The organism is Rhodococcus sp. NPDC060176, from assembly GCF_042728675.1.
Lineage (GTDB): Bacteria > Actinomycetota > Actinomycetes > Mycobacteriales > Mycobacteriaceae > Rhodococcus_F.
Genome location: NZ_JBHWYS010000010.1, coordinates 2,006 through 24,278, shown reverse-complemented (window position 1 = coordinate 24,278; position 22,273 = coordinate 2,006). Strand labels below are relative to the sequence as shown.

The window sequence follows — 22,273 nt, the reverse complement described above, 5'->3', positions numbered from 1 at the left end:
TACTGCAGCTTGTGAGCGGTCGCAGCGCCGGACCTGCTTACCCGACAGTCAGGCTTCTCCGCTCAGTCGACGGCGGTGAAACCCTTCGCCCGATCTTTGTCGGCCGAGGTCCACAGCGTCGTCGACAGCTCTGCCTTCACCAGCGGGATAACCTCTTCCGCAAATCGGCGCAAAGTGTCCTTCTGCTGCTCGAAGTCGAGCACGTGATTGACGGACACCGATTGGAAATCGTGGCCATAGCTCTGGTGGTAATCAATGATCTTCTCGGCGACCCGCTCCGAAGACCCGACCAACGCCGGCCCGCGGTCGACGGCTTCCTCGATGGTCCGGAAGCTCGTCGACTTTCCGACCGCTTTGGGATCGTGCTTGCGTTTGTCGGCCTGCGCAACGGCGCCTTCGTAGATCGGACGGAACTCTTCGATCGCTTGTTCGGTCGTGTCGGCGAGGAACAATCCGCCCGAACCCGAGCCGACGTACGCCTTGGACGGGTCGTGCCCGTACGCCAGGTACTGCTCGCGGTAGTGGTCGATCAGCACTTTGTAGTTCTCACGAGGCTGGAAGGCGTTGGCGGTGACGATGGGGTCGCCCCACTTCGCCGCCAGTTCGACGGCCTCGAACGAGGTAGCCGATCCATGCCAGATACGGAACGGTCCGTCGAAAGGACGCGGTAGCGTCGTCGCGTCCTCGAGCGAAGGCCGGTGCGTTCCCACCCACTTGACGTTTTCCTCGCTGATCAGCAGTTTGAGGAGTTCGTAGTTCTCGGTGAGGTACTCGTACTGCTTGGCGATGTCCAGACCGAGGAGCGGGTATTGAAGAACCTCGTTGCCCTTGCCGATCACGATCTCGAGGCGTCCCCGGCTGAGTTGATCGATGGTTCCGAAATCTTCGGCGACTCGGATCGGATCGAGTAGCGAAAGGACCGTGACACCTGTCGACAGCAGGATTCTGTCCGTGGCCTGCGCAATCGCCCCCAAAACGACGGTTGGTGCCGACGAAAGAACCGGCCCGGCATGGCGCTCACCCACCGAGAACGAATCGATACCCAACTCTTCGGCGAGAACCGCCAGTTCGACGACGCGGTTGAGCCGATCGGACGGGGCAACTTCCTCGCCGGTCACTGGATGGGGTGGGTTGAAAATGATGTCCAGAACCTGAAAACGCATGACCCGTCTTTCTCGATAACCGCACAGCGCGCCTGTCCCTCGGAGGCTAGTGCGCGGTTGCTCGACGGATCCGCCAACCGACGACGACCCCAACGCAACGAACTCGCGAAACACTCTATTCAGCAAGATCTTTCGAATCAATGAGACCATTCAGTCGATAAAACTCTCACCGATCCGAAGTCGACCGAAAACATGCCGAACTCCCGCCAGGCAGGACCTGTGTCACCAACCAAACGAGCGCACGGTAAACATGAAGTACTAAGAGTGCGTTCCCTTATCGTTAAGAGGTACTTGTTATGAACGGTGCGGCGGCCATCGGTGATGGCATATTCCAGATTCCTGTCCCGATCACGGACAACCCGCTCGGGCACACGCTCGTCTACGCCATGGAATCCCCCGGCGGACTGATCTTGGTCGACGCTGGCTGGGGTGACGACAATGGCTGGCAGGGCCTCAACGCGGGGCTCGCCGAGATCGGGCATTCGGTGACCGACATCGAGGGCGTCGTGGTCACGCACTTCCATCCGGACCACACCGGACTGTGCGGACGGGTCCGCGAGGCATCCGGCGCCTGGATCGCGATGCACGAGGACGACCACTACCTGTTCGATCAGATGTCGACTGCACGCGACGACGAGTGGATGGCATATCAGCTCGAGAACATGGAACGCGCTGGAGCACCCGCAGCCGACCGCGATGCCTTCCGGTTGACTGCCGCGGGTGAGTCTCCGGTGGGCCCCGAGTCCGCTCCCGACCGCCTTCTCGCGGACGACGAGATCATCGCGCTGACCGGGCGCGGCCTCCGCGTTGTCTACACCCCCGGCCACACGCCTGGTCACGTCTGCTTCTACCTCGACGACGCCGACGTCATGTTTACCGGCGACCACGTCCTGCAGAAGACCACACCACACGTCGGCAATTTCGTGTACCCACTCGACGAGCGAGACGCCCTCGCCGACTTCCTCCACTCGCTCGCACGCGTGCAGAACATGAACATCACCCGCGGTCTCGGCGCTCACGGCATTCCGATCGACGACGTCGGTGGCCGCGCCGGCGAGCTGATCGAGCATCACCAGGAGCGACTCGATCACCTGCTCCAGGAGTTCGCCGACGACAAGCTCACCGTGTGGGACGTCGCGGCAAAGATGAAGTGGTACAAGCCGTGGGCCGAGATCTCCCCGATGGGAAAGACGATGGCGCTGTCCGAGGGTGCAGCTCACCTGCGCCATCTGGTTGCCCGAGAGCAGGTCTCTCAGGTTCCCGGCTCCGAGCCCGCGCTCTTCTCCCGCTCGATCTGAAAGATCAGGGCCGACAAGCACTCCGCTCGTCGGCCCTGATCTCTATTCCGCTTCGGCCTGATCGACTATTCGGGTCGACGCCGATCGCGGCACCACTACCACCGGAACCGGTGAGTACCGCACGATCTTCGCTGCGCGACTGCCGAGGAACACCCGCGCCAGTGGACCTGCCTTGCTCGAGCCGACCGTCAGAACGTCACCTCGATCCCACTCGACGCCCTCGAGCGCCTCGGCCCAGTTACGACCATGGCTGATAACCGATTCCATGACGTCAGGAATTTCGGGCAGTGCACGCACACGCTCGAAGGCAGCGTTGGTCTCGCGCTCGACTACCTCGGCCCACTCGGAGATGACCGGTGAATCCCCCTCGGTCCCGAGTGTGGTCGTGTACTGCGCGTTTGCACGAACTGCAAACGCCGCCAATCTGAGTCCGGCATCGACACGCGCAGCCACAGTCGCGGCGGCGAGCACCAGATCGTCCTGATCGGGTGTGCCCGAGTAGGCGGCGGTAACGCGGCGAACCACCTCACCGGGCTTGGTTCGAAATCCCCTCGGCGCCAGCGCGACCGGAACGTCGGAGCTGTGCAGCAAGCGGGAGGTGACACTGCCGAGAGCCACGTGACCGAACACCCCGGCCGTCGACGAATCCAGGATGATCATCTTGGCTTCGTGCTCGTGAACGAGATCGAGCAGGCCACTCGACGTCGACTGAGCCTCATGCACGACATAGGTCACGTCGACGTCCGAGGGCATGTCGGCCCGCGCTTTCGCCAGCGCCGCTTCGGCTTCGGCTCGCAATTGCTGGTGGTATTCGGCGTCGACACGCGCCATTCCGGGCGGTGGCGGCGAGGGAATCACCGCGCAGATCACCAACGGTTCACCGGACGAGCGCGCCAACAGCGTTGCCAGATGGACGGTTCCGGAACTGTCACCGTCGGGTGCGTATCCCGCGAGCAGCGTCATGACTCGGACTCCGATCCCAACTCGGTGCGGTTCTTCGCACCGAGGCGCGAGTGCTTCATACCGTAGGCGAAGTACCAGATGATCGCGACGGTCACCCAGACGAGGAACACGTAGATCGTCACGGTTCGGAGGTCCTTGATGATCCACAGGCAGCCCAGGATCGAGAGGATCGGTGTCACCGGATAGCCAGGAACTTTGAAGCTGCGCGGCAGGTCCGGGTCACTGCGCCGCAGGATAATGACCCCGACCGACACCACGAGGAAGGCCACCAGGGTTCCGATGCTGGTCATTTCGGCGAGAAAGTTGATCGGAATGAAACCGGCCAGAACGCTGATGACGACACAGACGATGATGGTGTTGGGCACCGGCGTCAGAGTCCGCGGGTTCACCTTGTGGAAGATCGACGGAATCATGCCGTCGCGTGACATCGCGAACAAAATACGGGTCTGACCGTAGATGACCACGAGCGTGACGCTGCAGATCGAGATCACCGCACCAGCGGCCAGAAGCGTTCCCGGCCAGGTAGATCCGGTCACTTGTTCGAGGATGGCGGACAGTCCGGCTTCCTGACCTTCGAACGATGCGGAATTCTGCGCACCGATCGCGACGGCGACAACGGCGATGTAGATCGCGGTGACGGACACGAGTGCAATGAGGATCGCGAGAGGGAGATTGCGACGAGGGTTCTTCACTTCTTCGCCGGCGGTGGACACGGCGTCGAGGCCGATGTACGAGAAGAAGATGATTCCGGCGGCGGACATGACGCCGCTGAATCCGAACGGTGCGAAGTCGGCGAAGTGATTGCTGTTCCATCCGGCGATGCCGACCACGATGAAAAGCAACAGAATTGCAAGTTTGATCGAGACCATGATGGCGTTGGCCTTGGCCGATTCACTGGCGCCGCGGATGAGCAGAACACCGCACAGGCACACCAGGATCACTGCGGGCAGATTGATGATGCCGCCCTGCTCCGGCGCTTGTGACAACGCGTCGGGAATCTGGAACCCGAAGAGGTTGCCAAGCAGCTGGTTCAAGTATTGCGACCATCCGACGGACACCGCCGCGGCCGAGACTCCGTACTCGAGAAGCAGGCACGCGCCGACGGCCATGGCCGGAAGCTCTCCGAGCGTCGCGTAAGCGTAGGAATACGACGAGCCCGACGCCGGGACAGCTCCGGCCAACTCCGCGTAACAAATCGCTGTGAGTCCCGCGACGACACCGGCCACAACGAAGGAGATGATCACTGCCGGACCGGCGACCGGGACTGCCTGCGAGAGGACGAAGAAGATACCGGTGCCGATCGTGGCGCCGATGCCGAACATGGACAACTGCGCCAAACCGATACTGCGGGTCAGCTCGCCGCCGTTGGCATCGGCGCCGGTCTCCTGGTCTATCTGTAAAGCCGGCTTGCGCCGAAGTACGTGTTTGACGAGAGTAGCCATCGACGCTCCTCTAGAGTGCCTGGTAGGAAACTGTTGTATCCTCATACTGCACGTAAGTGTCCTGCGACACAACAGTTGGAGCAAAGTTGCCCAGCTCACGCCAACCGTCCGGTCTGGAATGCCCGGATCGTGAACCGCCATCGGAGAAAACGGGGAGATCATGACCGGACCGACCATCACCGTCGACCTGCGTCGTATCGAACAGAATGCGCGCGTCCTCGTCGAAGCGTCCAATGCCAAGGGTATTGCGGTGGCCGGCGTCAGCAAATCTACGTGTGGCTCCCCCAAGGTGGCGCGAGCAATGGTCCGCGGTGGCGTCGCACAGATCGCCGACTCCCGCCTGGACAACCTGGCCCGCATTCGCCGCGACGGCATCACCGTCCCCCTGATGCTGATCCGTGCACCGTCGTTGAACGAGATCGACGACACGATCCGATACGCGGACATCAGCCTCAACTCCGAGTTGACGACAATTGTTGCTCTCGGCAGAGCAGCACGGGCGCGAGGAGTCGTCCACGACATCGTGCTGATGATCGACCTCGGAGATCTCCGCGAAGGGATCCTGCCGGCGGAGGCGTTGGATGTAGTCGCCGAAATCCTTCCCATCGAGGGCATCAGACTGATCGGAATCGGCGCGAATCTCGCGTGCGTCGGCGGCATCCAGCCGACCGTCGACAACCTGTCGAATCTGGTCTACCTAGCCGACGAAATCACGAAGCGGTTCTCGATCGAACTGCCGATCGTTTCCGGCGGCAATACGTTCTCTCTGCCACTCCTCGAGACCGGAACGATGCCCGAGGGGATCAACCATCTGTGTTTGGGCGCCAGCATCGTTCTGGCCGAATCACCGACTCCCCCAGGACTGTACGAACTGCTGAACAACGACGCCTTCACTCTCGCCGCGGACATCATCGAGGCCAAGGTCAAGCCGTCGCGGCCGTATGGAGTCTCAGGGGAAGACGCATTCGGCCGACGCCCCGTCTTCGACAACGCGGACAAGCCGAGCCGACGCCTGATCTTGTCCATCGGCCGCGAGGACATCTCGCCGGAAGGCTTGACCCCGATCGATCCGCGCCTGAAGGTGATCAGCGCCAGTAGCGATCACCTCCTCGTCGACGCCGGAGAAACAGGCGACGAATACCGACTCGGTGGCGCCGTCGACTTCACGATCGATTACGGCGCGCTCTTGATGGCGATGACATCGCCCTACGTCGAAAAGCGCTACGTCCTGGGCACCGAACCGATCGATGCCAATGCGACCGTCGAATTGATCGACCTCGAAACTAGCGGGCTGGCAAGCCATCTCCTCGATCACGGTCTACGCGAAGACATGTCCGGAATCGGTTTCAGCTGCATTCAAGCCGAGAACGCCGCCGCGGATCTCACGACGTTGCCGCTGTGGCTCACTACCGAGGCCTGGCAGAACACCAGAATTCCGATCGCCACCGAACCCGGAACCGATTTGGGTGCAATCATTTTCGCCTCCCACGGCGATATCGAACAACTGCTGTCGTCGGCAGCGGATCTGCACGGCCCCAGTTTGGAGAACACCGTCTTGGTGGGCGTCAAGAACGCCACGGTCGATCACAAGCGCGCACTCGACGAGTACGAGGTATTGCTGGTGACGATCGACGAGATCGATCGCCATGGCATGGCGGCCTTGATGCCTCGCGTTCTCGCCGCGGCGGGACAGGGTGTGAACGGCGTCCACGTCCACTTCGACATGGACATCATCGACGGACGTGTTCTCGGAGTCGACGACACGACACATCTGGGCGGCCTCACGTTCCGAGAGGCCCACCTCGCCGCCGAATTCATCAGCGAGACCGGCCTGACGAGATCGATCTCGATCGGCAGCGTTGCGGCAGCGAATTCCGATCCTCTCGGCCGTCAGGCGACCTTCGTCGACGGACTGGTTGCATCGCTGCTCGGGCGCAAGGTGGTCAAAGCCTGACGTTGTCGGCAGCCCTTGCGAGAATCGTTCGATGAAGACGCGGAGGCCCGGTCAGCACGTATTCATCGCACTCGGCACGCCCTGGATTGATGCCGTGGTCGCGTTTCTCGAACCCCGAGCCCGTGTCGATCCCTGGATCATGCGCGGAAAGATGGCGACCGGTGACCTGCTGGTCACGGTTCTCGACACCACTCCTCGCACGGTGCTCTGCGTCGAGACCGTGGCTGCGCCGTTCGACGGCACGTCGTGGATGGAAGTCGATGAACGCCCGTACGAACTCCACGGTTTGCCCACCGTTCCAGAACTCGAACAACGATGGTCCATCACCTTTCCCACGGATCCTGGGCCGGTCGACGACGCACTGGCCGACCGGATTCTCACGGCCGGCCAGTCACACTATGCGCACTACTTCGGCGACATCGACACCCTGGATCCGACGTCCACGGCTGCCCACGCCCGAACTTTGATGCGCGAGCGAGGAAACTGCACAGGTTGCGGCTCACCGATGCCGTTGCGAAAGTTCAACAGCGGCGATCGCCTTCACTTTCATTCCGCATCACGGATCTTCAGGCAGGCCGAACCTGGGGACGACTACCCAGCCGTGCTGTGCCGCAAATGCAGCGGAAGGATGGCCACGTCCGGGCACACCAACTTCATCGACTACATGCTGTCGAAGAATCCACTGTGCCCGCAGTGCGGTGCACACAGAACCGCTCAGTGTGCCCCGGGGATGCCGGTCCATCCGTTTGATCACCTACCGTGGCTCGCCGGAACGGGCTGCGTCGTGGGGCCGGACACCCCGGAATGGACGTGCCGAGCGTGCAGTCACTCATGGGGACAGATGTTCCCGCCGGATCACCCGCAGCACGACTGATCAGTTCGCGGCGAAGCCGGGAAGCCGATCGATGTCCGCGATGACCGAATACTCCGCGGCGTCACCCTGGAGGATTCGACTCTGCTCGCCGTGGACGTCGACGGGGACGTCGCCGGCCAATGTCACACGGTGCACACTGCGGGCCTGAGTCCCGTAGTCGGCGATACCGTAATGCTGAGTCGCCTGGTTGTCCCAGATCGCCAGGTCGCCGGCCGACCAGTTCCATCGAACAGTGTTTTCCAACTTGATGATTCGTGCCTGCAGGATCTGGTAAAGAGCGACCGACTCCGACGGCTTGAGCCCGACGAACTCCTTGAAGAAGTGACCGAGCAGGAGGGTCTTCTCCCCCGTCGCCGGATGGATACGCACCACCGGGTGTTCGGTCTCGTAGATCTCACGGGTGAATTCGGCGTAGTAGGCCTGGCGCTGCGCGTCTACCGGGTTCGCCTGATCGACAACCTCGGCATAGTCGTAGGCATTGGTGTGAACGGCCCGCAAATTCTCGACCAAGACCTTGAGCGAAGCCGGCAGTTGGTCGTACGCAGCGGTAGTCGACGCCCACGTCGTCGCTCCGCCGTACTCGGGAATGGTCGTCGCTCGCAGAATCGAGGCTTTCGGGATGCGGTCGACAAACGTCACGTCCGTGTGCCAACTGTTGGCGGCACGGTCGAGCACCAACAGCTTGTCGCCCCTTGACTTCACCGTCGGGTGCGGGGTGGTCTGGGTGCCGAGGGTTCCGGCGAATTCGTACTGCGACGTGTCGTCGAGATGCTGCTGCCCACGGAAGAACACAACCTTGTGCGCTGCCAGCGCATAGTTGATCGCGTAGGCGGTCTCTTCGGACAAGTCCCCGGAGAGGTGCACACCGTCGATACGGGCGCCGATCAGTTCACCGACCTTGTGGACAGTGATTCCGCCGGCAGCGTAGATCTGCTCCGGGGTCTGGGTGACACGTTCGAGTTCGGTGACGGACATGGCGATCTCCTGTGAGTCGGTCAAGCCTACGGGCGCGGCAGTCGTCATGGCGCTGCCTACTGTGAACACTCAATCATTTACGCTGCGGGCTCGAATACGGTTGAACTCGAGGTGATCTCAAAGTTCGCCGCTCCCTCGCCGGAGAATACTGCCGCTCACTGGGACGAGACCGTCGTCGTTGTCGTCATGAGCTGTAGCGTGCGATCTGCCGCACCCACGTCTACGGAGGACAGCATGCAACCCGAGGGCCCTGCCGAACAGATTCGTTCAACGCTCGCTCGGATCGCCCATCTGGCTGACACCGGCTCTGTCGAGGACTACGTCGAGCAGTTCACCCGCAAGGCCGAATGGAACATGCCCGCCAATCCCGATCGCGGTATCCCCGCACAGGTGCGGCGAGGCCGCGAAGAAATTGCTGCTGGAGTAGCCGAGCGTCGAGCCGCCGGCATTCAAGGCCCGGGCACATGCACACGTCACGTCACCACAGCGATCGCCGTGGACGTGACGTCGGAAACTACAGCCCGCGTGGATGCGGTCTGGACGTTCTACGTCGACACGACCACAATTCCCAAGCTCAGTGGCGTCGGGAGTTACGCCGACGAGTTCGAACTCGAAGACGGGCGGTGGCGACTGTCGCGACGAGTGATCTCGCGCGGCTGACGCTCAGTCTTCTTCGCCGGTGATCGCCTCACACCAGTCTTCGACCTGATCGATCCCCTCTTCCGTCCATTCCGGGCTCATGTCCTCGAGTGCATCGAAGACCACCTCGCAGGTCAGCATCTCCGGTGAACCCTCCGACCCCGCTGCCTCGGTTCGCTCCGCAGACGCTGTCGCAACTGGGCCGGCGGCCAGCGCAACCGCCATCGCGCCCGTTCCGACCATCGCTTTCACACGCATCGGTTCTCCTCCTTCACTCTCGCTTCGGTCCTCGGGGTACCCGACTCGCCCCGCGTTACCCATCGCCGTCACTCATGTCCGACTTTCGGCGCCGACGGCATAGACTGAGTTCGTCGCCACCACGCTCTCGCAGCGTCGGGGGCGACAGATACACAGCTGGATCAGAATCGGAAGGCATCCCATTACAGAATCTCCCGCTCCGCACGACATCTACTTCGTACCCCCGGAGCAGGACAGCCCCAATCCCGTGGAACCGGCGTCGGCCGCGTCACGCGCACGGATGGGCGAGCTACCCGAGACCGTCCGATTCAAGAATCGTTTTGCCCTCGCGATCACGACCACCACGCCGCTCGAAGCGATGGTCGAAGATCTCCTCTTCATCCGCGACATCCTCGACGCCGCAGGAATCGAGTATCTACTCGTCCGCGGAAACGACGAGCGCCCCGTGATCGCGGTGAGCTGGACCGAGCGCAAAAACCTGCGGCAGGCACTTGTCGAGGGATGCGCAAACGCACCCTTCTATTCCAAAACCGTCGACGCGAAGAAGAGCCCAGCGCTCCTTGTCGCGGACGGTGCCCTGTCGAAAACCAACAAGTCACGGATCTTCCGCTTGTTCCGTCCGCGGGTTCACGTCGCAAGCGGCATGAACTACGGCGCGAACATCGGCGTTCAAATCGAATTGTGGTCGATTTCCGACGAAGAAATCGTCCTACCCGTCGAGAACTCACTGACACGACGAACCGTCCTCCCCGAAGAAGCTGTCCGAGGAACCGTCGAGCGATTCGGCCGGATCTGGCCGACTATCGAGAACATGTTCGCCGATCATGCCTCCGATATCAGCTTCGATATCGATCTGGTCTTTTCCTGGGTCGACGGCTCTTCCAAGGAGTTTCAGGCTCAGCGCGCCAAGCGCATGCAGAACTACATCGTCGGAGAGGGCGACGAATCAGAAGCGCGCTTCCGTCAGATCGACGAGCTCAAATACGCGCTTCGATCCATCCACATGTACGCGCCGTGGATCCGGCGGATCTTCGTCGCAACCGATTCCGATCGTCCGGACTGGCTTGCCGACGATCCGCGAGTCACGTTCATGCCCAGCGAAAAATTCTTCGCCGATCCAAGTGTGTTGCCTACCCATAATTCTCAAGCTGTCGAGTGCCAGCTGCACCATATTCCGGGTCTGGCAGAGCATTTCCTCTACTCCAATGACGACATGTTCTTCGGTCGCCCCGTTGGCCCGGACATGTTCTTCTCCCCCGGTGGGATCAGCATGTTCATCGAGGCCGACACCAGAATCGGATTGGGACACAACGACAACGACCGCAGCGGGTTCGAGAATGCGGCTCGAGTCAACCGCCGGCTACTCCAGGACCGCTTCGGTCTGATGACCACCAGGCATCTGGAGCACGCAGCGACGCCACTACGCAAGAGCGTGATGGCCGAGATGGAACGCGAGTTCGCCGAAGACTTCGCGGCCACTGCAGCAAGCACCTTCCGCGCGAGTTCCAATATCTCGGTGACCAATTCGCTCTACCACTACTACACGCTCATGAGTGGACGGTCGGTGGTGCAGAAGTCCGCAGCCGTCAAATACGTCGACACGACGGTCAAGGCCGGTTTGCGCGACATGGACTCACTGCTCGCCAAGCGCTCCATGGACTTCTTCTGCCTCAACGACGGCAGCGCTCCGGAGATCGATCTGGAACTTCGCACACGCAAGATCACGGAGTTTCTGGAGAGCTATTACCCCATCCCGGCGCCCTGGGAAGCCTAGACGAAACAAGGGCCCAGCCGATTTCGGCTGGGCCCTTGCTACTTCGGTCGATCAGCGTGCTGTCGCGCGCTCCCGCTGCACCGGGATGGGCAGTCCGAGATTTTCACGCAACGTCGTTCCTTCGTAGTCACTGCGGAGGACACCTCGATCCTGCAGCAGCGGCACCACGTCGTCGACGAACTCGTCGAGGCCGGTCGGCACAAGGTGCGATCCGAGGATGAACCCATCCGAACCGTCGTTGCTGACAAACGAATCTATTTTCTCGGCAACCTGCTGCGGTGTACCGACGATCGGTCCACGCTCGAACTGATCGATCACCACTTCGCGCAGATTCAACTTCTTGCTCTCGGCTACCGCGCGAAGTTTTGCGACGGTCGCGAAACGATCTTGGTGAATGAAGGCGCGGCCCTGGATGATCGGCGGAGCTTCGGGATCCGGAGCGATGTCGGGTAGTGGTCCTTCGGGGTCGTACTTCGACAGATCGAGATTCCAGATCTGTTCGAGCAGAACCAAAGCGGTCTGGCCGGTGACCTGCTGGTCGCGAATCTCTCGGTATTTCTCGATCGCATCTGCCTCCGAGGTGCCGAGAACAAAACTCGCCGACGGCAGGATCTTGATGTCACCCGGGTCACGTCCGGCCGCAACGGCACGTGCTTTGATATCGCGATAGAAATCGGCCGCCTCGGGCAACTGACCGTACGGTGAGAAGATCGCGTCGGCATTGCCGGCAGCAAAATCGCGCCCCTGCGGCGACACCCCGGCCTGCAGAATAACCGGGCGCCCTTGCGGGCTACGCGGCACCGTGAATCGGCCGTTCACATCGAAATGTGATCCGTGGAAAGCGAATTCACCGGCATCCGGTCGCGCGAGAAAGCGCCCTGATGCCTTGTCTGCCACGATGTCGTCGCTTCGCCACGAATCCCACAGTTCACGCACCAGCGCTACGGTCTCCTCCGCACGCTCGTATCGTTGCGCGCGGTCGAGGTATCCGCCGCGGCGAAAGTTCTGGCCGGTGAATGCGTCGAACGAGGTGACGACGTTCCAGGCGGCACGCCCTCCGGACAACTGATCGAGCGTCGCGAATTGGCGGGCCAGTTCGTACGGCTCGTTGAACGTGGCATTGATAGTGCCGGCCAATCCGAGGTGTTCGGTTACCGCCGCCAACGATGCAAGGACCGTGAAGGTGTCCGGCCTACCGATGATGTCTTGGTCGAAAATCTGTCCCGCACGCTCACGAAGGGCGAGGCCTTCGGCGAGGAAGAAGAAGTCGAACTTCCCACGCTCGGCGGTTCGAGCGGTGTGCTCGAAAGAATCGAACTCTATCTGGCTGCCCGCCTGCGGATCCCACCACGCAGTGTGATGGTTGACGCCGCCGAGGTAGGCACCCAGGATGACCTGCTTACGCTTCTGAGAACTCATGAGAATCTATTCCTCGTCTGTCAGGCGGCCGGAGTACCGGCGGCGTAGCGGTTGGGAACGTCGATGGGTAGACCAAGGAGTCCGCGAAGATTCGCCTGCGGATATTCGGTGCGGAATACGTTGCGTCGCTGCAATTCAGGCACCAGCTCACCTGCGATGGCGTCGAGGTCGTCCACGACAACGCCCGGCCGCAAACGGAAGCCGTCGATTCCCAACTGCTGCCACCGGAGAACAAGATCCGCCAACTCCGCAGCAGAGCCGGTGAAGGTCAGTGCGTCCGAACGGTATTCGGCGCCGGCCTGCGCGTCGAGGCGAGCGAGCCGTTCCTTTCCGGTTTCTTCCGGCGTATCGAAGAAGACGACGATGTCGGTGAAGACCCGAAGAGGTTCGCCGGTGCGCTGCACGTGTTCTTCGGCTGCTCGCACTTCACCCAGGATTGCCGTGACCTGCTCCTCGTCGAACGGCGTCACGAACACCAGATCGGCCGTCCGCGCCGCCAGTTCGTACGCGACCCGCTGATGTGCCAACGCGGTAACGACGGGATGCCCCTGCGGCGGGCGCGGGGTCACCGACGGTCCACGGACCGACAAATACTTTCCCTCGAAGTCGATGTAGTGCAACTTGTCCCGGTCGATGAATCGGCGCTGCTCCACGTCGCGGATCTCGGCGTCGTCCTCCCAGCTGTCCCAGAGTCGCCGGATGACGTCAGCGGCCTCCGCAGCTTCGTCGAACAGGTCACGTACGAAGTCCGGGAGGACACCTGAAACGATCGACTGACGCTCGGCATCGGTGAGCGCTGGGATGTCGCGTCGCCCGAACTGGGCCGCCTCGGACTCCGAAGCCGACACCTTCACCTGCCATCCGGCGCGACCACCCGAGGTGTAGTCCAGGGTGGCAACGGCTTTGGACACGTGGAACGGTTCGGTGTGAATGGTGGTGATGGTCGGGATCAAACCGATGTTGCTCGTGACGGGTGCCAGTCGGGCCGCCACGAGATGTGCGTCGAGCCGCGCGCGTACCCGATCAACGGCGTCGTCGACGGGCGCGAGTGGATCCGCCGGAACCGAGAGGCTGTCCTCGATGGTGACGAAATCGAGCAGACCACGCTCGGCGGTCGTCACCACGTCAGTCCAATACGACGCGCTTAACAGCTCACTCGGGCGCGAGTGTGGCTCTCGCCAGGCTGCAGGGTGCCAACCGGCACCGTCCAGCGCTACGGCGAGATGAAGCGGAGCAAGATGAGAAGAAGGGGTGGAGGTCATCGGCGCATACTCCTGTTCGAGAACTACTCGGGAGCGCACAGTGCCGACCGCAGAAACCGTCAGCACCCGACTGACGGTTCTCGTGGCGACTGCCGCTTGCGACACGCACCGCGCGTGTCGCCAGGTGTGATTCCGGGGCACCCCATCGGCATGAAGGGTTGCCGTCCAGCTAGCCGGTCCTTGTTGCTGGAGCTCTGCACCTACCTCGACGGTAGTGAGTACGCGACCGCCCGACAATCAACCCGAACCGTGCCGGCCCGCCGGAAACCGCCTGCCACCTCAGACGATCGAGCGCCTCGCCTTTTCGCTCTCGAGGATTCGAATGCCGGCGGCGCCGAGCCTCCGGACTCCCTCGGCCGCGTCGACGGGCTCACCGACCGTCACGTGAGCGCCGAGAGGAACGACCGAATGAACAATCGTCTCGTCGTAGACGTGCACCAGGTTGCACCCCTGAGCCCCGTCTCGACCACGCTGCCCACCGACTTCCACGTTCAGGTCCTGGGTGTAACACGTCGACGACGCCACGGACACGGGAATCCCGGCGAACGTCGCCGTCGTCGAATAGTGAAGGTGTCCGGCAAGAATCGCCCGAACATCACTGCCTCGCAGGACGTCTGCCAGCCGGGGCTGATCGCGCAACTCCACCAAGACTGCAAGATCCTGAATACACGGAACCGGGGGGTGATGCAGCGCCAGTATCGTTCCGTCGGGCGCGGGGACCGCCAACTCTGCTCGTAGCCAGTCCAATTGACGATCCGTGATCTCACCGTAGTGATGACCCGGAACCGACGAGTCCAGGGTGATCACCCGCAGTCCGTCGAGATCGTAGACGTTGTCGACGGGATGATCTGCTGCGTCCTCGCCCAACAGCAACGATCTGAAGGTGGGGCGGTCGTCGTGGTTACCCATAGCCCAGATGACCTGTGCATCGATCTCGGCCGCCACGGGTTCCACGATGGCTTTCAATTGCGCGTACGCGTCGGGGTGCCCCTCGTCGGTCAGGTCGCCGGTGAAGAGGAGTGCGTCGGGGCGTGCGCCCGAGGCCACTATCCCGCGGAGCACTTCCCGCAACCTCGTCGACGCATCCACGGCGTCGTACAACTCCCCCTGTGCTACCAGATGTGTGTCACTGAGGTGCACCAGAAAATGCTTCGGACGCGGGTACTCGGCATTCCGAACGCTCATCGGTCTCTCGCTTCCGCTTGCCGACGCGTAGGCGCCGGTGCGGCACCTACTGATCGTCGACACTAGTCAACCGACCAACAGTGACTGATCGGGGCACACCCGACGAACACGAAGCGAACTCCCGCGGCGACCCTCGGGATCGAGTAGTTGAAGCTGCGAGTAGTGTGTGGACAGTGTTGTTCCTGACCAGTCGGCGTTACGTCGACCTTCGCCTGCAGGCGAGCGCAATGTGTACGTGCTCGCTCTGACCTGACGCGTACCAGGAAACATTTCTTCGAATCTGCCCGGCCTCTGGTGCCGCGCTGCGTTTCGCTCCCTTGATTTTCGAAAGGCATAGTCATGCCCAGCTCCACCTCCACCGGCGTGCCGGAAAAGTCCACGTCCCGTTTTCCGTCCTGGGCGACGGCATTCGGACCGCAGATCGTCGCCGGCCTCGTACTCGGTGTCATCATCGGTCTCGTCGCCCGGGCAATGCCTGATGCGGCCGACGGCAACGTCAACTGGTTGGTCGGCACCGTGCAGACCATCGGTTCGAGTTACGTCAAGCTGCTCACCGTTGCGGTGATCCCGCTGGTGTTCACGGCCATCGTCAGTTCCATCGCCAACCTGCGACAGGTCGCCAATGCAGCTCGCCTGGCCGTGCAGACCTTGCTCTGGTTCGCCATAACCGCGTTCATCGCTGTGATCATCGGCATCATCGTCGGCCTGATCACCGATCCCGGTTCACGGACCGACGTCGCCGCCGAAGCCGCGAAGGAACCCAAGAGTTCCGGTTCGTGGTGGGCGTTCATCACCGGACTGGTTCCGAACAACTTCCTGGGGTTGGGTGCAAAGACTTCCGTCGCCGAAGGCGTGGCGACTACATCGCTGAGCTTCAACGTCCTGCAGCTGCTCGTCATCGCCGGTGCAATCGGTATTGCTGCACTCAAGATCGGACCCAAGGCTGCTCCCTTCCTCGAATTCAACGCTTCGCTGCTCGCGATCGTCCAGAAGGTCCTGTGGTGGATCATCCGCCTCGCCCCGATCGGCACCGCTGCGCTGATCGCCAACGCTGTCGCCACCTACGGCTGGGATGCAATCGGCTCGCTGGGCGTCTTCACCGCAGCCATCTACATCGGTCTGGCCATTGTCTTCTTCGTGGTCTACCCCATCCTGATTGCCGCACACGGTCTCTCGGTTCGAAGCTTCTTCTCCGGTGTCTGGCCCGCAACTCAGCTCGGGTTCGTCTCGCGCTCGTCGATCGGCACCCTGCCGCTGACCGAACGCGTCACCGAACGCAACCTCGGTGTTCCTCGTGAGTACGCCTCGTTCGCAGTTCCGCTCGGTGCCACCACGAAGATGGACGGTTGCGCCGCAATCTATCCCGCGATCGCGGCAATCTTCGTCGCCGGCTTCTACGACGTTCCGCTAACCTTCACCGATTACCTGCTGATCGTCGTCGTTTCGGTCATCGGCTCGGCAGCAACGGCCGGAACTACGGGTGCGACAGTCATGCTCACACTCACACTCTCCACCCTTGGTCTTCCCTTGGCCGGCGTCGGACTGCTCCTCGCAGTCGAACCGATCGTCGACATGGGCCGTACCGCAGTCAACGTCACCGGCCAGGCACTGGTCCCGGTCATCGTCGCAAAGCGTGAGGGAATCCTCGACAATGAGCGCTTCGACGCTCCCCGCAACGGTGATCCCTTCGCCGAGGAACTTGTCGACGCGTAACCCTCTCTGACAACAGCAGCGTCCCCGCACCTGAGCAATACGGTGCGGGGACGCTGCTTTTCAACCGGAACTGCACAGACTGTCGTCGACCGTCAGACGCCCAATGCCCGGGACAGAGTCGGCCACGCCTTCGGCAGTCGTTCACGCCAATACGCCCACGCATGCGTACCGTTCGGCTCGTAATCCACCTGTGCCGGAATCTTCAGCTCCTGCAACCGCGCGTCGAACATCTTGGTGCAGGCATGCGCAGCAACCTCGATGCCGCCGCCGATCACCAGACGCTCGAGCAGTTCAGGAGTCTGCAGCGTCTCGTCGGATCCGGGAAGACCGTTCGCCGTCGACACGTAGATTTCCTTGCCTCGCAACTTCTCTGCGTTGATCAAAGAATCGTGCGCCTCCCACTCCGGGCCTCCTGGCACACCCCAGATGTTGGCCGGATCTCCACTTCGGGAAGATATCGTGGCCTGGACGGCAGTTCGGCCGAGCGGATCCATCGTGGAGTAGCAGCCACTGAAAACCGCGACGCCCCGGTACATGTCCGGAAAGCGTTGGGCGAGCATCATTGCGCCCATCGCGCCCATGGAATTGCCGGCGATCGCGTTGATGCCGTTGGTCTCGAGTCGTGCGTCGATCAGCGGTGGCAGCTCTTCGGTGATGAAGGTTTCCCACTTGTGCAGTCCCAGCCGCGGATCCGGATTCTCCCAGTCCGAGTACAGGCTCGCGATTCCGCCATTGAGCATCACGACGTTGACGTTCTTGTCGGCGAAGAACGCCGGAGCGCCGCCGATCGTCATCCATCCGCTGCTTTTCTCTCCGGCGTCGACACCCTCGAGCATGTACAGCGCTGGGCGCGGAACCGAATTGTCAGCGGGTAGCAAAATCTCGACGCCGACCTCGCGTCGAAGTGCAGGCGACGCCACCGTCAGCCTGACGGCCTGCGGTGCAGTCACCTTCTCGCCGACGATGGCCGGGACGACGATGTCGTCGCGCAGGTCCGGTTTAGGGCCCGGATCCTCCTGAAGTGGTCCCGGGATCGTCGACCCCGAGCTCACGCTTCCCTCGACGCTGCCCAGAATTCCGGAGTTTCCCGAACTACCCGAGCTTCCGGAACTCGGCGCTGCCGTCGACAGTCCGCCCAACTGCAAAGAAAGTGCACAGACGGCCAAACACACCGCACCTGTGCGCGCAGATCGAATCCACGCACGCCGCTCAGTCCTCATGAAACTCCCAAACAAGTCAAAGATGTTTCCGTGAACATACCGTGCAGTTCGGACTTTCTTGGACAAACGACCACGACAAGATCTGTCGGACGCCGCCACTAGGCTGGCCCCGTGCAACCGGACTCCGTCAAGGCCCTCGACCTCGACCGAGTTCGCGCTGCCGTCGGCACGACAACCTACGACCGCGGACTTACCTACCTGCGGCAGAATGCGGTCGTGTCCATCAGCTGGAACGACACCCCGGATACCTTGACCGGGGCTGTGGCGGGGACTGCGCGGGAGCCGTACGCCTGCACAATCTCCATAAGTCACAGCGCGACCGGTGCTGCCACATTCGCGCGTGGCCTCTGCACGTGTCCGGTGCGGATGAACTGTAAACACGTGGCCGCGTTGGTGCTCGCAGCGGTCGCCGAGGCGAACACGACGCCACGACAACTCGGGTGGGACGGCGCGCTCGAGGAGTTGCTCCAGCCAGACCCCCACGACCGCACTACTCGTGGACTCGGCATTCAATTCACCACCCGAACCAAGGGCACATCGACACGGCTCCTCCTCAAACCCGTACAGCCAGGAGCGAGAGGGTGGATCTCCGGCGGACTTGCCTGGAACAAACTCGGAAGCAGCTTTCAGTTCCCCGCCGACCACATCCGGGTTTTACGCGACATTCATCTTCTCCACAGCGCGGGCAACCATTACCGAAATCAGAATGCAGCGGAAATCGATCTTGCCGGGTTTCCGAGCCCGCAACTCTGGTCGCTTCTTGATGAGGCGATCAGCGTCGGCGTTTCACTCGTTCACTCGAAGGCCGGCCTCGGCAACATCTTCCTACTCGACGACGCCAACATCTGCCTCGACGTCCACGGAGCAGAAGACAACAATCTCCGTCTCACGCCCCGAATTCAGACCAATGGGCACATCATCACCCATTCCGACTGGGGACTTGTCGGTACGCCGGCACATGGTGTCTTCACGCTCGACGCCACCAACACGATCACGCTCGCACCACTGCACACACCGGTCACCCATAAATTGAGGCAGTTGATCGACTCCGGAAAGTCAGTCGACATACCCGCCGAGCATCGGGATGCGTTCACTTCGCGGTTCGTGTTCAAACTCGGAAGCCTCGCTCCCGTCATATCTTCCGACGGCGCCTACAGCCCACCGACTGTGTCCGGTCCACGGCTACAACTGATGGCCACTTACGAAGACGACCACCGCATCGACATCGAATCGGCATGGAAATACACCGTCGATGCCGACGAACTGATCATTTCTACCGCCGATGCAGCCACCGACGAGTCCGAGGTCCGCAATCACGCTGCCGAAGATGCCATCACCAACAGCCTCGGCGCGGCCGCGGTAAAGGCCACTCTCGCGGGAACGCTGACCGGCCTCGATTCCATGCAGTTCACACTCGACCTCCTGCCCCAACTCGAAGCGCACGACGCCATCGACCTCACGGTTGCAGGAACCCCTGCCGACTACCGGCCTGCAGACGACGCTGTAGTGATCAGCCTCAGCACATCGGCCCCGGACGGTGACAGCGGATCCGACTGGTTCGACCTCGATGTCACCGTCGATGTTGCGGGACAAAGCGTTCCGTTCACAACACTGTTCGCCGCTCTGAGTAAGGGCGAGACGCACATACTGCTACCGGACGGCGCCTTCTTTCGACTCGACGCACCCGAACTACTCGGCCTACACCGTCTCATCACCGAAGCGCGATCGCTACTCGATCGACCTACCGGCAAACTCGCGATCAGCAAATTTCAGGCCGGGCTGTGGGAAGAATTGGCGGCTCTCGGAAGAGTCGAACATCAAGCAGCAGCATGGAAGAAGCAGATCGCAGGATTGCTCGGCAGTTCGGGCATCGATCCCGTCGAAGTCCCGGACACGTTGACGGCAACTCTGCGCCCCTATCAGGTCGACGGATTCCGTTGGCTCAATTTCCTCCGCCAGCACAGTCTGGGCGGCATACTCGCCGACGACATGGGCCTGGGCAAGACACTGCAGACCCTCGCAATGATCTGCGCTGCAAGGCAATCGAATCCAGCCGCACCTCCCTTTCTGATCGTCGCACCCACCAGCGTCGTATCCAACTGGAAATCCGAGGTGGCGAAGTTCGCACCAACCCTCCACACCGCTGTCATCACGGACACGCTGCGACGTAGAAAAACCGATCTGGCAGCACTCGTCGACGGAGCCGACATCGTCGTGACGTCGTACGCCCTCTTTCGCCTCGACACCGATGCATATTCCGCCAGCCTCTGGTCCGGACTGGTACTCGACGAAGCCCAGTTCGCCAAGAACCACAAGTCCAAGGTCCACCAATGTGCGAGGGCGGTGAACGCACCGTTCAAACTCGCGATCACCGGAACACCCATGGAAAACAATCTTTTGGAGTTGTGGTCGCTGCTCGCGATCACTGCACCGGGACTGCTTCCCAGCCCCACCACCTTCACCGATTTCTACCGCACTCCCATCGAAAAAGACGGTGATGCAGAACGATTGGCGCAACTGCGACGACGCGTCAAACCGCTGATAGTGCGGCGGACCAAGGAACAGGTGGCCGCAGACTTGCCGCCCAAGCAGGAGCAGGTACTCGAGATCGAGTTGCATCCGAGCCATCGCGCAATCTACGACACTCATCTACAGCGCGAACGGCAAAAGATCCTCGGCCTGCTCGACGACGTCGACAAGAACCGATTCACGATCCTGCAATCGCTGACGATACTGCGCCAACTCAGTCTCGATGTCTCACTCGTCGACAAGGACAGCGGATCGATACCGTCGGCCAAAGTCGACGCTCTCGTCGAGCAACTCGACGACGTCATCGCCGGCGGACACCGTGCGCTGATCTTCAGTCAGTTCACCGGGTTCCTCAGCTCGGTGCGCACCCGACTCGACGCGGAAAACATCCCGTACAGCTACCTCGACGGTTCGACGCGTAATCGTGGTGAAGTGTTGGAAGAGTTCAAGTCTGGCTCGGCCCCAGTCTTTCTGATCAGCCTCAAAGCTGGTGGCTTCGGCCTCAATCTCACCGAGGCCGACTACTGCTTCATTCTCGACCCCTGGTGGAACCCGGCCGCCGAGGCGCAAGCGGTCGACCGCACTCACCGCATCGGGCAGACACGAAACGTCATGGTCTACCGCCTCATTGCCAAAGACACCATCGAAGAGAAGGTCATGGCACTCAAGGCCAAGAAGTCGGCATTGTTCTCGAATGTCATGGACGCCGAAGGCTCACTCGGCACCGGACTCGACGCCGAGGATCTTCGCGCGCTGTTCGAGTGAGGTACCTCTTCGGTCGAACCGCACCTACCCGCTCACGGTAATGTGAGTCGAGAACGGACAACACAGAACTCCCGAACGAAGAAATCCACTTCGTTCGAACGAGAGGAACCTGAATGGGCGTCACACTTGCCAAGGGCGGCAACGTATCTCTGTCGAAGGCCGCACCCAACCTGACCAAGGTCGCAGTCGGTCTCGGCTGGGATGCACGCAGTACCAGCGGCGCCGACTTCGACCTCGACGCCAGCGCGTTGGTCACCGGCCCGGAACGCAAGGTCCTTTCCGACCTGCACTTCGTCTTCTACAACAACCTTCGCTCGCCCGACGGATCCATCGAGCACACCGGCGACAACCTCACCGGTGAAGGTGACGGCGACGACGAGGTCATCAACGTCGACCTCCCGGCTGTACCGCCCAACGTCACCAACATCTTCTTCCCCGTCTCGATTCACGACGCCGATGCGCGACTCCAGTCCTTCGGACAGGTCACCAACGCGTACATCCGCGTCGTTGATCTGTCGAACGGCTCCGAACTGGCACGCTACGATCTCTCCGAAGATGCATCCACCGAGACAGCCATGCTTTTCGGTGAGCTCTACCGCCACAACGGTGAGTGGAAGTTCCGTGCAGTCGGACAGGGATACGCATCCGGACTCGCCGGCATCGCCCGCGACTACGGCGTCAACATCTGATCTCTACCGGTACACGAAACGGGGTTGGGGGCGGGGGGGGCGGGGGGGAACCCCCGTGGGGGTTTGTGGGGAGGGGGGGGGGGTTGGCCGGAGAAAGGCCCCCCCCGGGTGAAAAAACCACCCCCACGGCGCGGTTGTTGGGCGAAGTGCC

The 22,273-nt window shown here is 61.8% G+C and carries 17 protein-coding genes and 1 riboswitch; of the genes, 8 read left to right on the top strand and 9 right to left on the bottom strand.

Annotated features, from left to right (window positions below):
• Nucleotides 1-62: 62 nt before the first annotated feature.
• The gene (locus tag ACFWEM_RS29855; RefSeq protein ID WP_378539371.1) at nucleotides 63-1,163 is read right to left on the bottom strand and encodes an LLM class flavin-dependent oxidoreductase; all 1,101 of its coding nucleotides are present in this window, start codon (nucleotides 1,161-1,163) and stop codon (nucleotides 63-65) included.
• A 296-nt stretch (nucleotides 1,164-1,459) separates the two neighbouring features.
• Between ACFWEM_RS29855 and ACFWEM_RS29850 the strand changes: the two genes are divergently transcribed.
• On the top strand, nucleotides 1,460-2,461 hold the full coding sequence (locus ACFWEM_RS29850) for an MBL fold metallo-hydrolase (protein ID WP_378539370.1): 1,002 nt from the start codon (nucleotides 1,460-1,462) through the stop codon (nucleotides 2,459-2,461).
• Nucleotides 2,462-2,503: 42 nt separating this feature from the next.
• Here ACFWEM_RS29850 and ACFWEM_RS29845 read toward each other — a convergent pair whose 3' ends face one another.
• Both ACFWEM_RS29845 and ACFWEM_RS29840 read right to left on the bottom strand, forming a co-directional pair.
• Complete coding sequence (locus tag ACFWEM_RS29845; protein WP_378539369.1) at nucleotides 2,504-3,424, bottom strand: universal stress protein; 921 nt, start codon at nucleotides 3,422-3,424, stop codon at nucleotides 2,504-2,506.
• Nucleotides 3,421-4,866, bottom strand: a complete 1,446-nt coding sequence (locus ACFWEM_RS29840) for an amino acid permease (RefSeq protein WP_378539367.1) — start codon at nucleotides 4,864-4,866, stop codon at nucleotides 3,421-3,423. The genes ACFWEM_RS29845 and ACFWEM_RS29840 overlap by 4 nt, the downstream gene beginning before the upstream one ends.
• 160 nt (nucleotides 4,867-5,026) lie before the next feature.
• Between ACFWEM_RS29840 and ACFWEM_RS29835 the strand changes: the two genes are divergently transcribed.
• Both ACFWEM_RS29835 and ACFWEM_RS29830 read left to right on the top strand, forming a co-directional pair.
• Complete coding sequence (locus ACFWEM_RS29835; RefSeq protein ID WP_378539365.1) at nucleotides 5,027-6,820, top strand: alanine racemase; 1,794 nt, start codon at nucleotides 5,027-5,029, stop codon at nucleotides 6,818-6,820.
• 31 nt (nucleotides 6,821-6,851) lie between these two features.
• Nucleotides 6,852-7,694, top strand: coding sequence for a hypothetical protein (locus ACFWEM_RS29830; RefSeq protein WP_378539364.1), 843 nt, complete (start codon nucleotides 6,852-6,854; stop codon nucleotides 7,692-7,694).
• Here ACFWEM_RS29830 and ACFWEM_RS29825 read toward each other — a convergent pair whose 3' ends face one another.
• Entirely contained in the window at nucleotides 7,695-8,669 is a 975-nt protein-coding gene (locus ACFWEM_RS29825) for a TauD/TfdA dioxygenase family protein (protein WP_378539452.1), read from the bottom strand.
• A gap of 234 nt (nucleotides 8,670-8,903) precedes the next feature.
• On the opposite strand from ACFWEM_RS29825, the gene ACFWEM_RS29820 reads away from it, so the two are divergent.
• On the top strand, nucleotides 8,904-9,329 hold the full coding sequence (locus ACFWEM_RS29820; RefSeq protein WP_378539362.1) for a nuclear transport factor 2 family protein: 426 nt from the start codon (nucleotides 8,904-8,906) through the stop codon (nucleotides 9,327-9,329).
• Between the two features lie 3 nt (nucleotides 9,330-9,332).
• Here the strand turns inward: ACFWEM_RS29820 and ACFWEM_RS29815 are convergent, their stop codons facing one another.
• Nucleotides 9,333-9,566, bottom strand: coding sequence for a hypothetical protein (locus ACFWEM_RS29815; RefSeq protein WP_007729258.1), 234 nt, complete (start codon nucleotides 9,564-9,566; stop codon nucleotides 9,333-9,335).
• Between the two features lie 280 nt (nucleotides 9,567-9,846).
• Here ACFWEM_RS29815 and ACFWEM_RS29810 point away from each other — a divergent pair, with 280 nt between their 5' ends.
• A complete protein-coding gene (locus tag ACFWEM_RS29810) occupies nucleotides 9,847-11,340 on the top strand; it encodes a stealth family protein (RefSeq protein ID WP_020970156.1) in 1,494 nt (497 codons plus the stop codon).
• A 51-nt stretch (nucleotides 11,341-11,391) separates the two neighbouring features.
• On the opposite strand, the gene ACFWEM_RS29805 is transcribed toward ACFWEM_RS29810, so the two are convergent.
• From ACFWEM_RS29805 to ACFWEM_RS29795, 3 genes are all read right to left on the bottom strand, one after another.
• Nucleotides 11,392-12,759 (bottom strand): NtaA/DmoA family FMN-dependent monooxygenase, encoded by a 1,368-nt coding sequence (locus ACFWEM_RS29805; RefSeq protein ID WP_264613078.1) that lies wholly within the window; start codon nucleotides 12,757-12,759, stop codon nucleotides 11,392-11,394.
• A 20-nt stretch (nucleotides 12,760-12,779) separates the two neighbouring features.
• Nucleotides 12,780-14,126 (bottom strand): LLM class flavin-dependent oxidoreductase, encoded by a 1,347-nt coding sequence (locus tag ACFWEM_RS29800; protein ID WP_378539360.1) that lies wholly within the window; start codon nucleotides 14,124-14,126, stop codon nucleotides 12,780-12,782.
• Nucleotides 14,109-14,222, bottom strand: a riboswitch (SAM riboswitch). (Overlaps the previous gene by 18 nt.)
• 78 nt (nucleotides 14,223-14,300) lie before the next feature.
• Nucleotides 14,301-15,206, bottom strand: a complete 906-nt coding sequence (locus ACFWEM_RS29795) for a phosphodiesterase (RefSeq protein ID WP_378539359.1) — start codon at nucleotides 15,204-15,206, stop codon at nucleotides 14,301-14,303.
• A 339-nt stretch (nucleotides 15,207-15,545) separates the two neighbouring features.
• Here ACFWEM_RS29795 and ACFWEM_RS29790 point away from each other — a divergent pair, with 339 nt between their 5' ends.
• On the top strand, nucleotides 15,546-16,919 hold the full coding sequence (locus ACFWEM_RS29790; protein WP_378539358.1) for a dicarboxylate/amino acid:cation symporter: 1,374 nt from the start codon (nucleotides 15,546-15,548) through the stop codon (nucleotides 16,917-16,919).
• Nucleotides 16,920-17,011: 92 nt separating this feature from the next.
• On the opposite strand, the gene ACFWEM_RS29785 is transcribed toward ACFWEM_RS29790, so the two are convergent.
• The gene (locus tag ACFWEM_RS29785) at nucleotides 17,012-18,139 is read right to left on the bottom strand and encodes an alpha/beta hydrolase (RefSeq protein WP_378539357.1); all 1,128 of its coding nucleotides are present in this window, start codon (nucleotides 18,137-18,139) and stop codon (nucleotides 17,012-17,014) included.
• A gap of 111 nt (nucleotides 18,140-18,250) precedes the next feature.
• Between ACFWEM_RS29785 and ACFWEM_RS29780 the strand changes: the two genes are divergently transcribed.
• Both ACFWEM_RS29780 and ACFWEM_RS29775 read left to right on the top strand, forming a co-directional pair.
• Nucleotides 18,251-21,433, top strand: coding sequence for an SNF2-related protein (locus ACFWEM_RS29780; protein WP_378539356.1), 3,183 nt, complete (start codon nucleotides 18,251-18,253; stop codon nucleotides 21,431-21,433).
• 113 nt (nucleotides 21,434-21,546) lie between these two features.
• Complete coding sequence (locus ACFWEM_RS29775; protein WP_003940660.1) at nucleotides 21,547-22,122, top strand: TerD family protein; 576 nt, start codon at nucleotides 21,547-21,549, stop codon at nucleotides 22,120-22,122.
• Nucleotides 22,123-22,273: the final 151 nt, after the last annotated feature.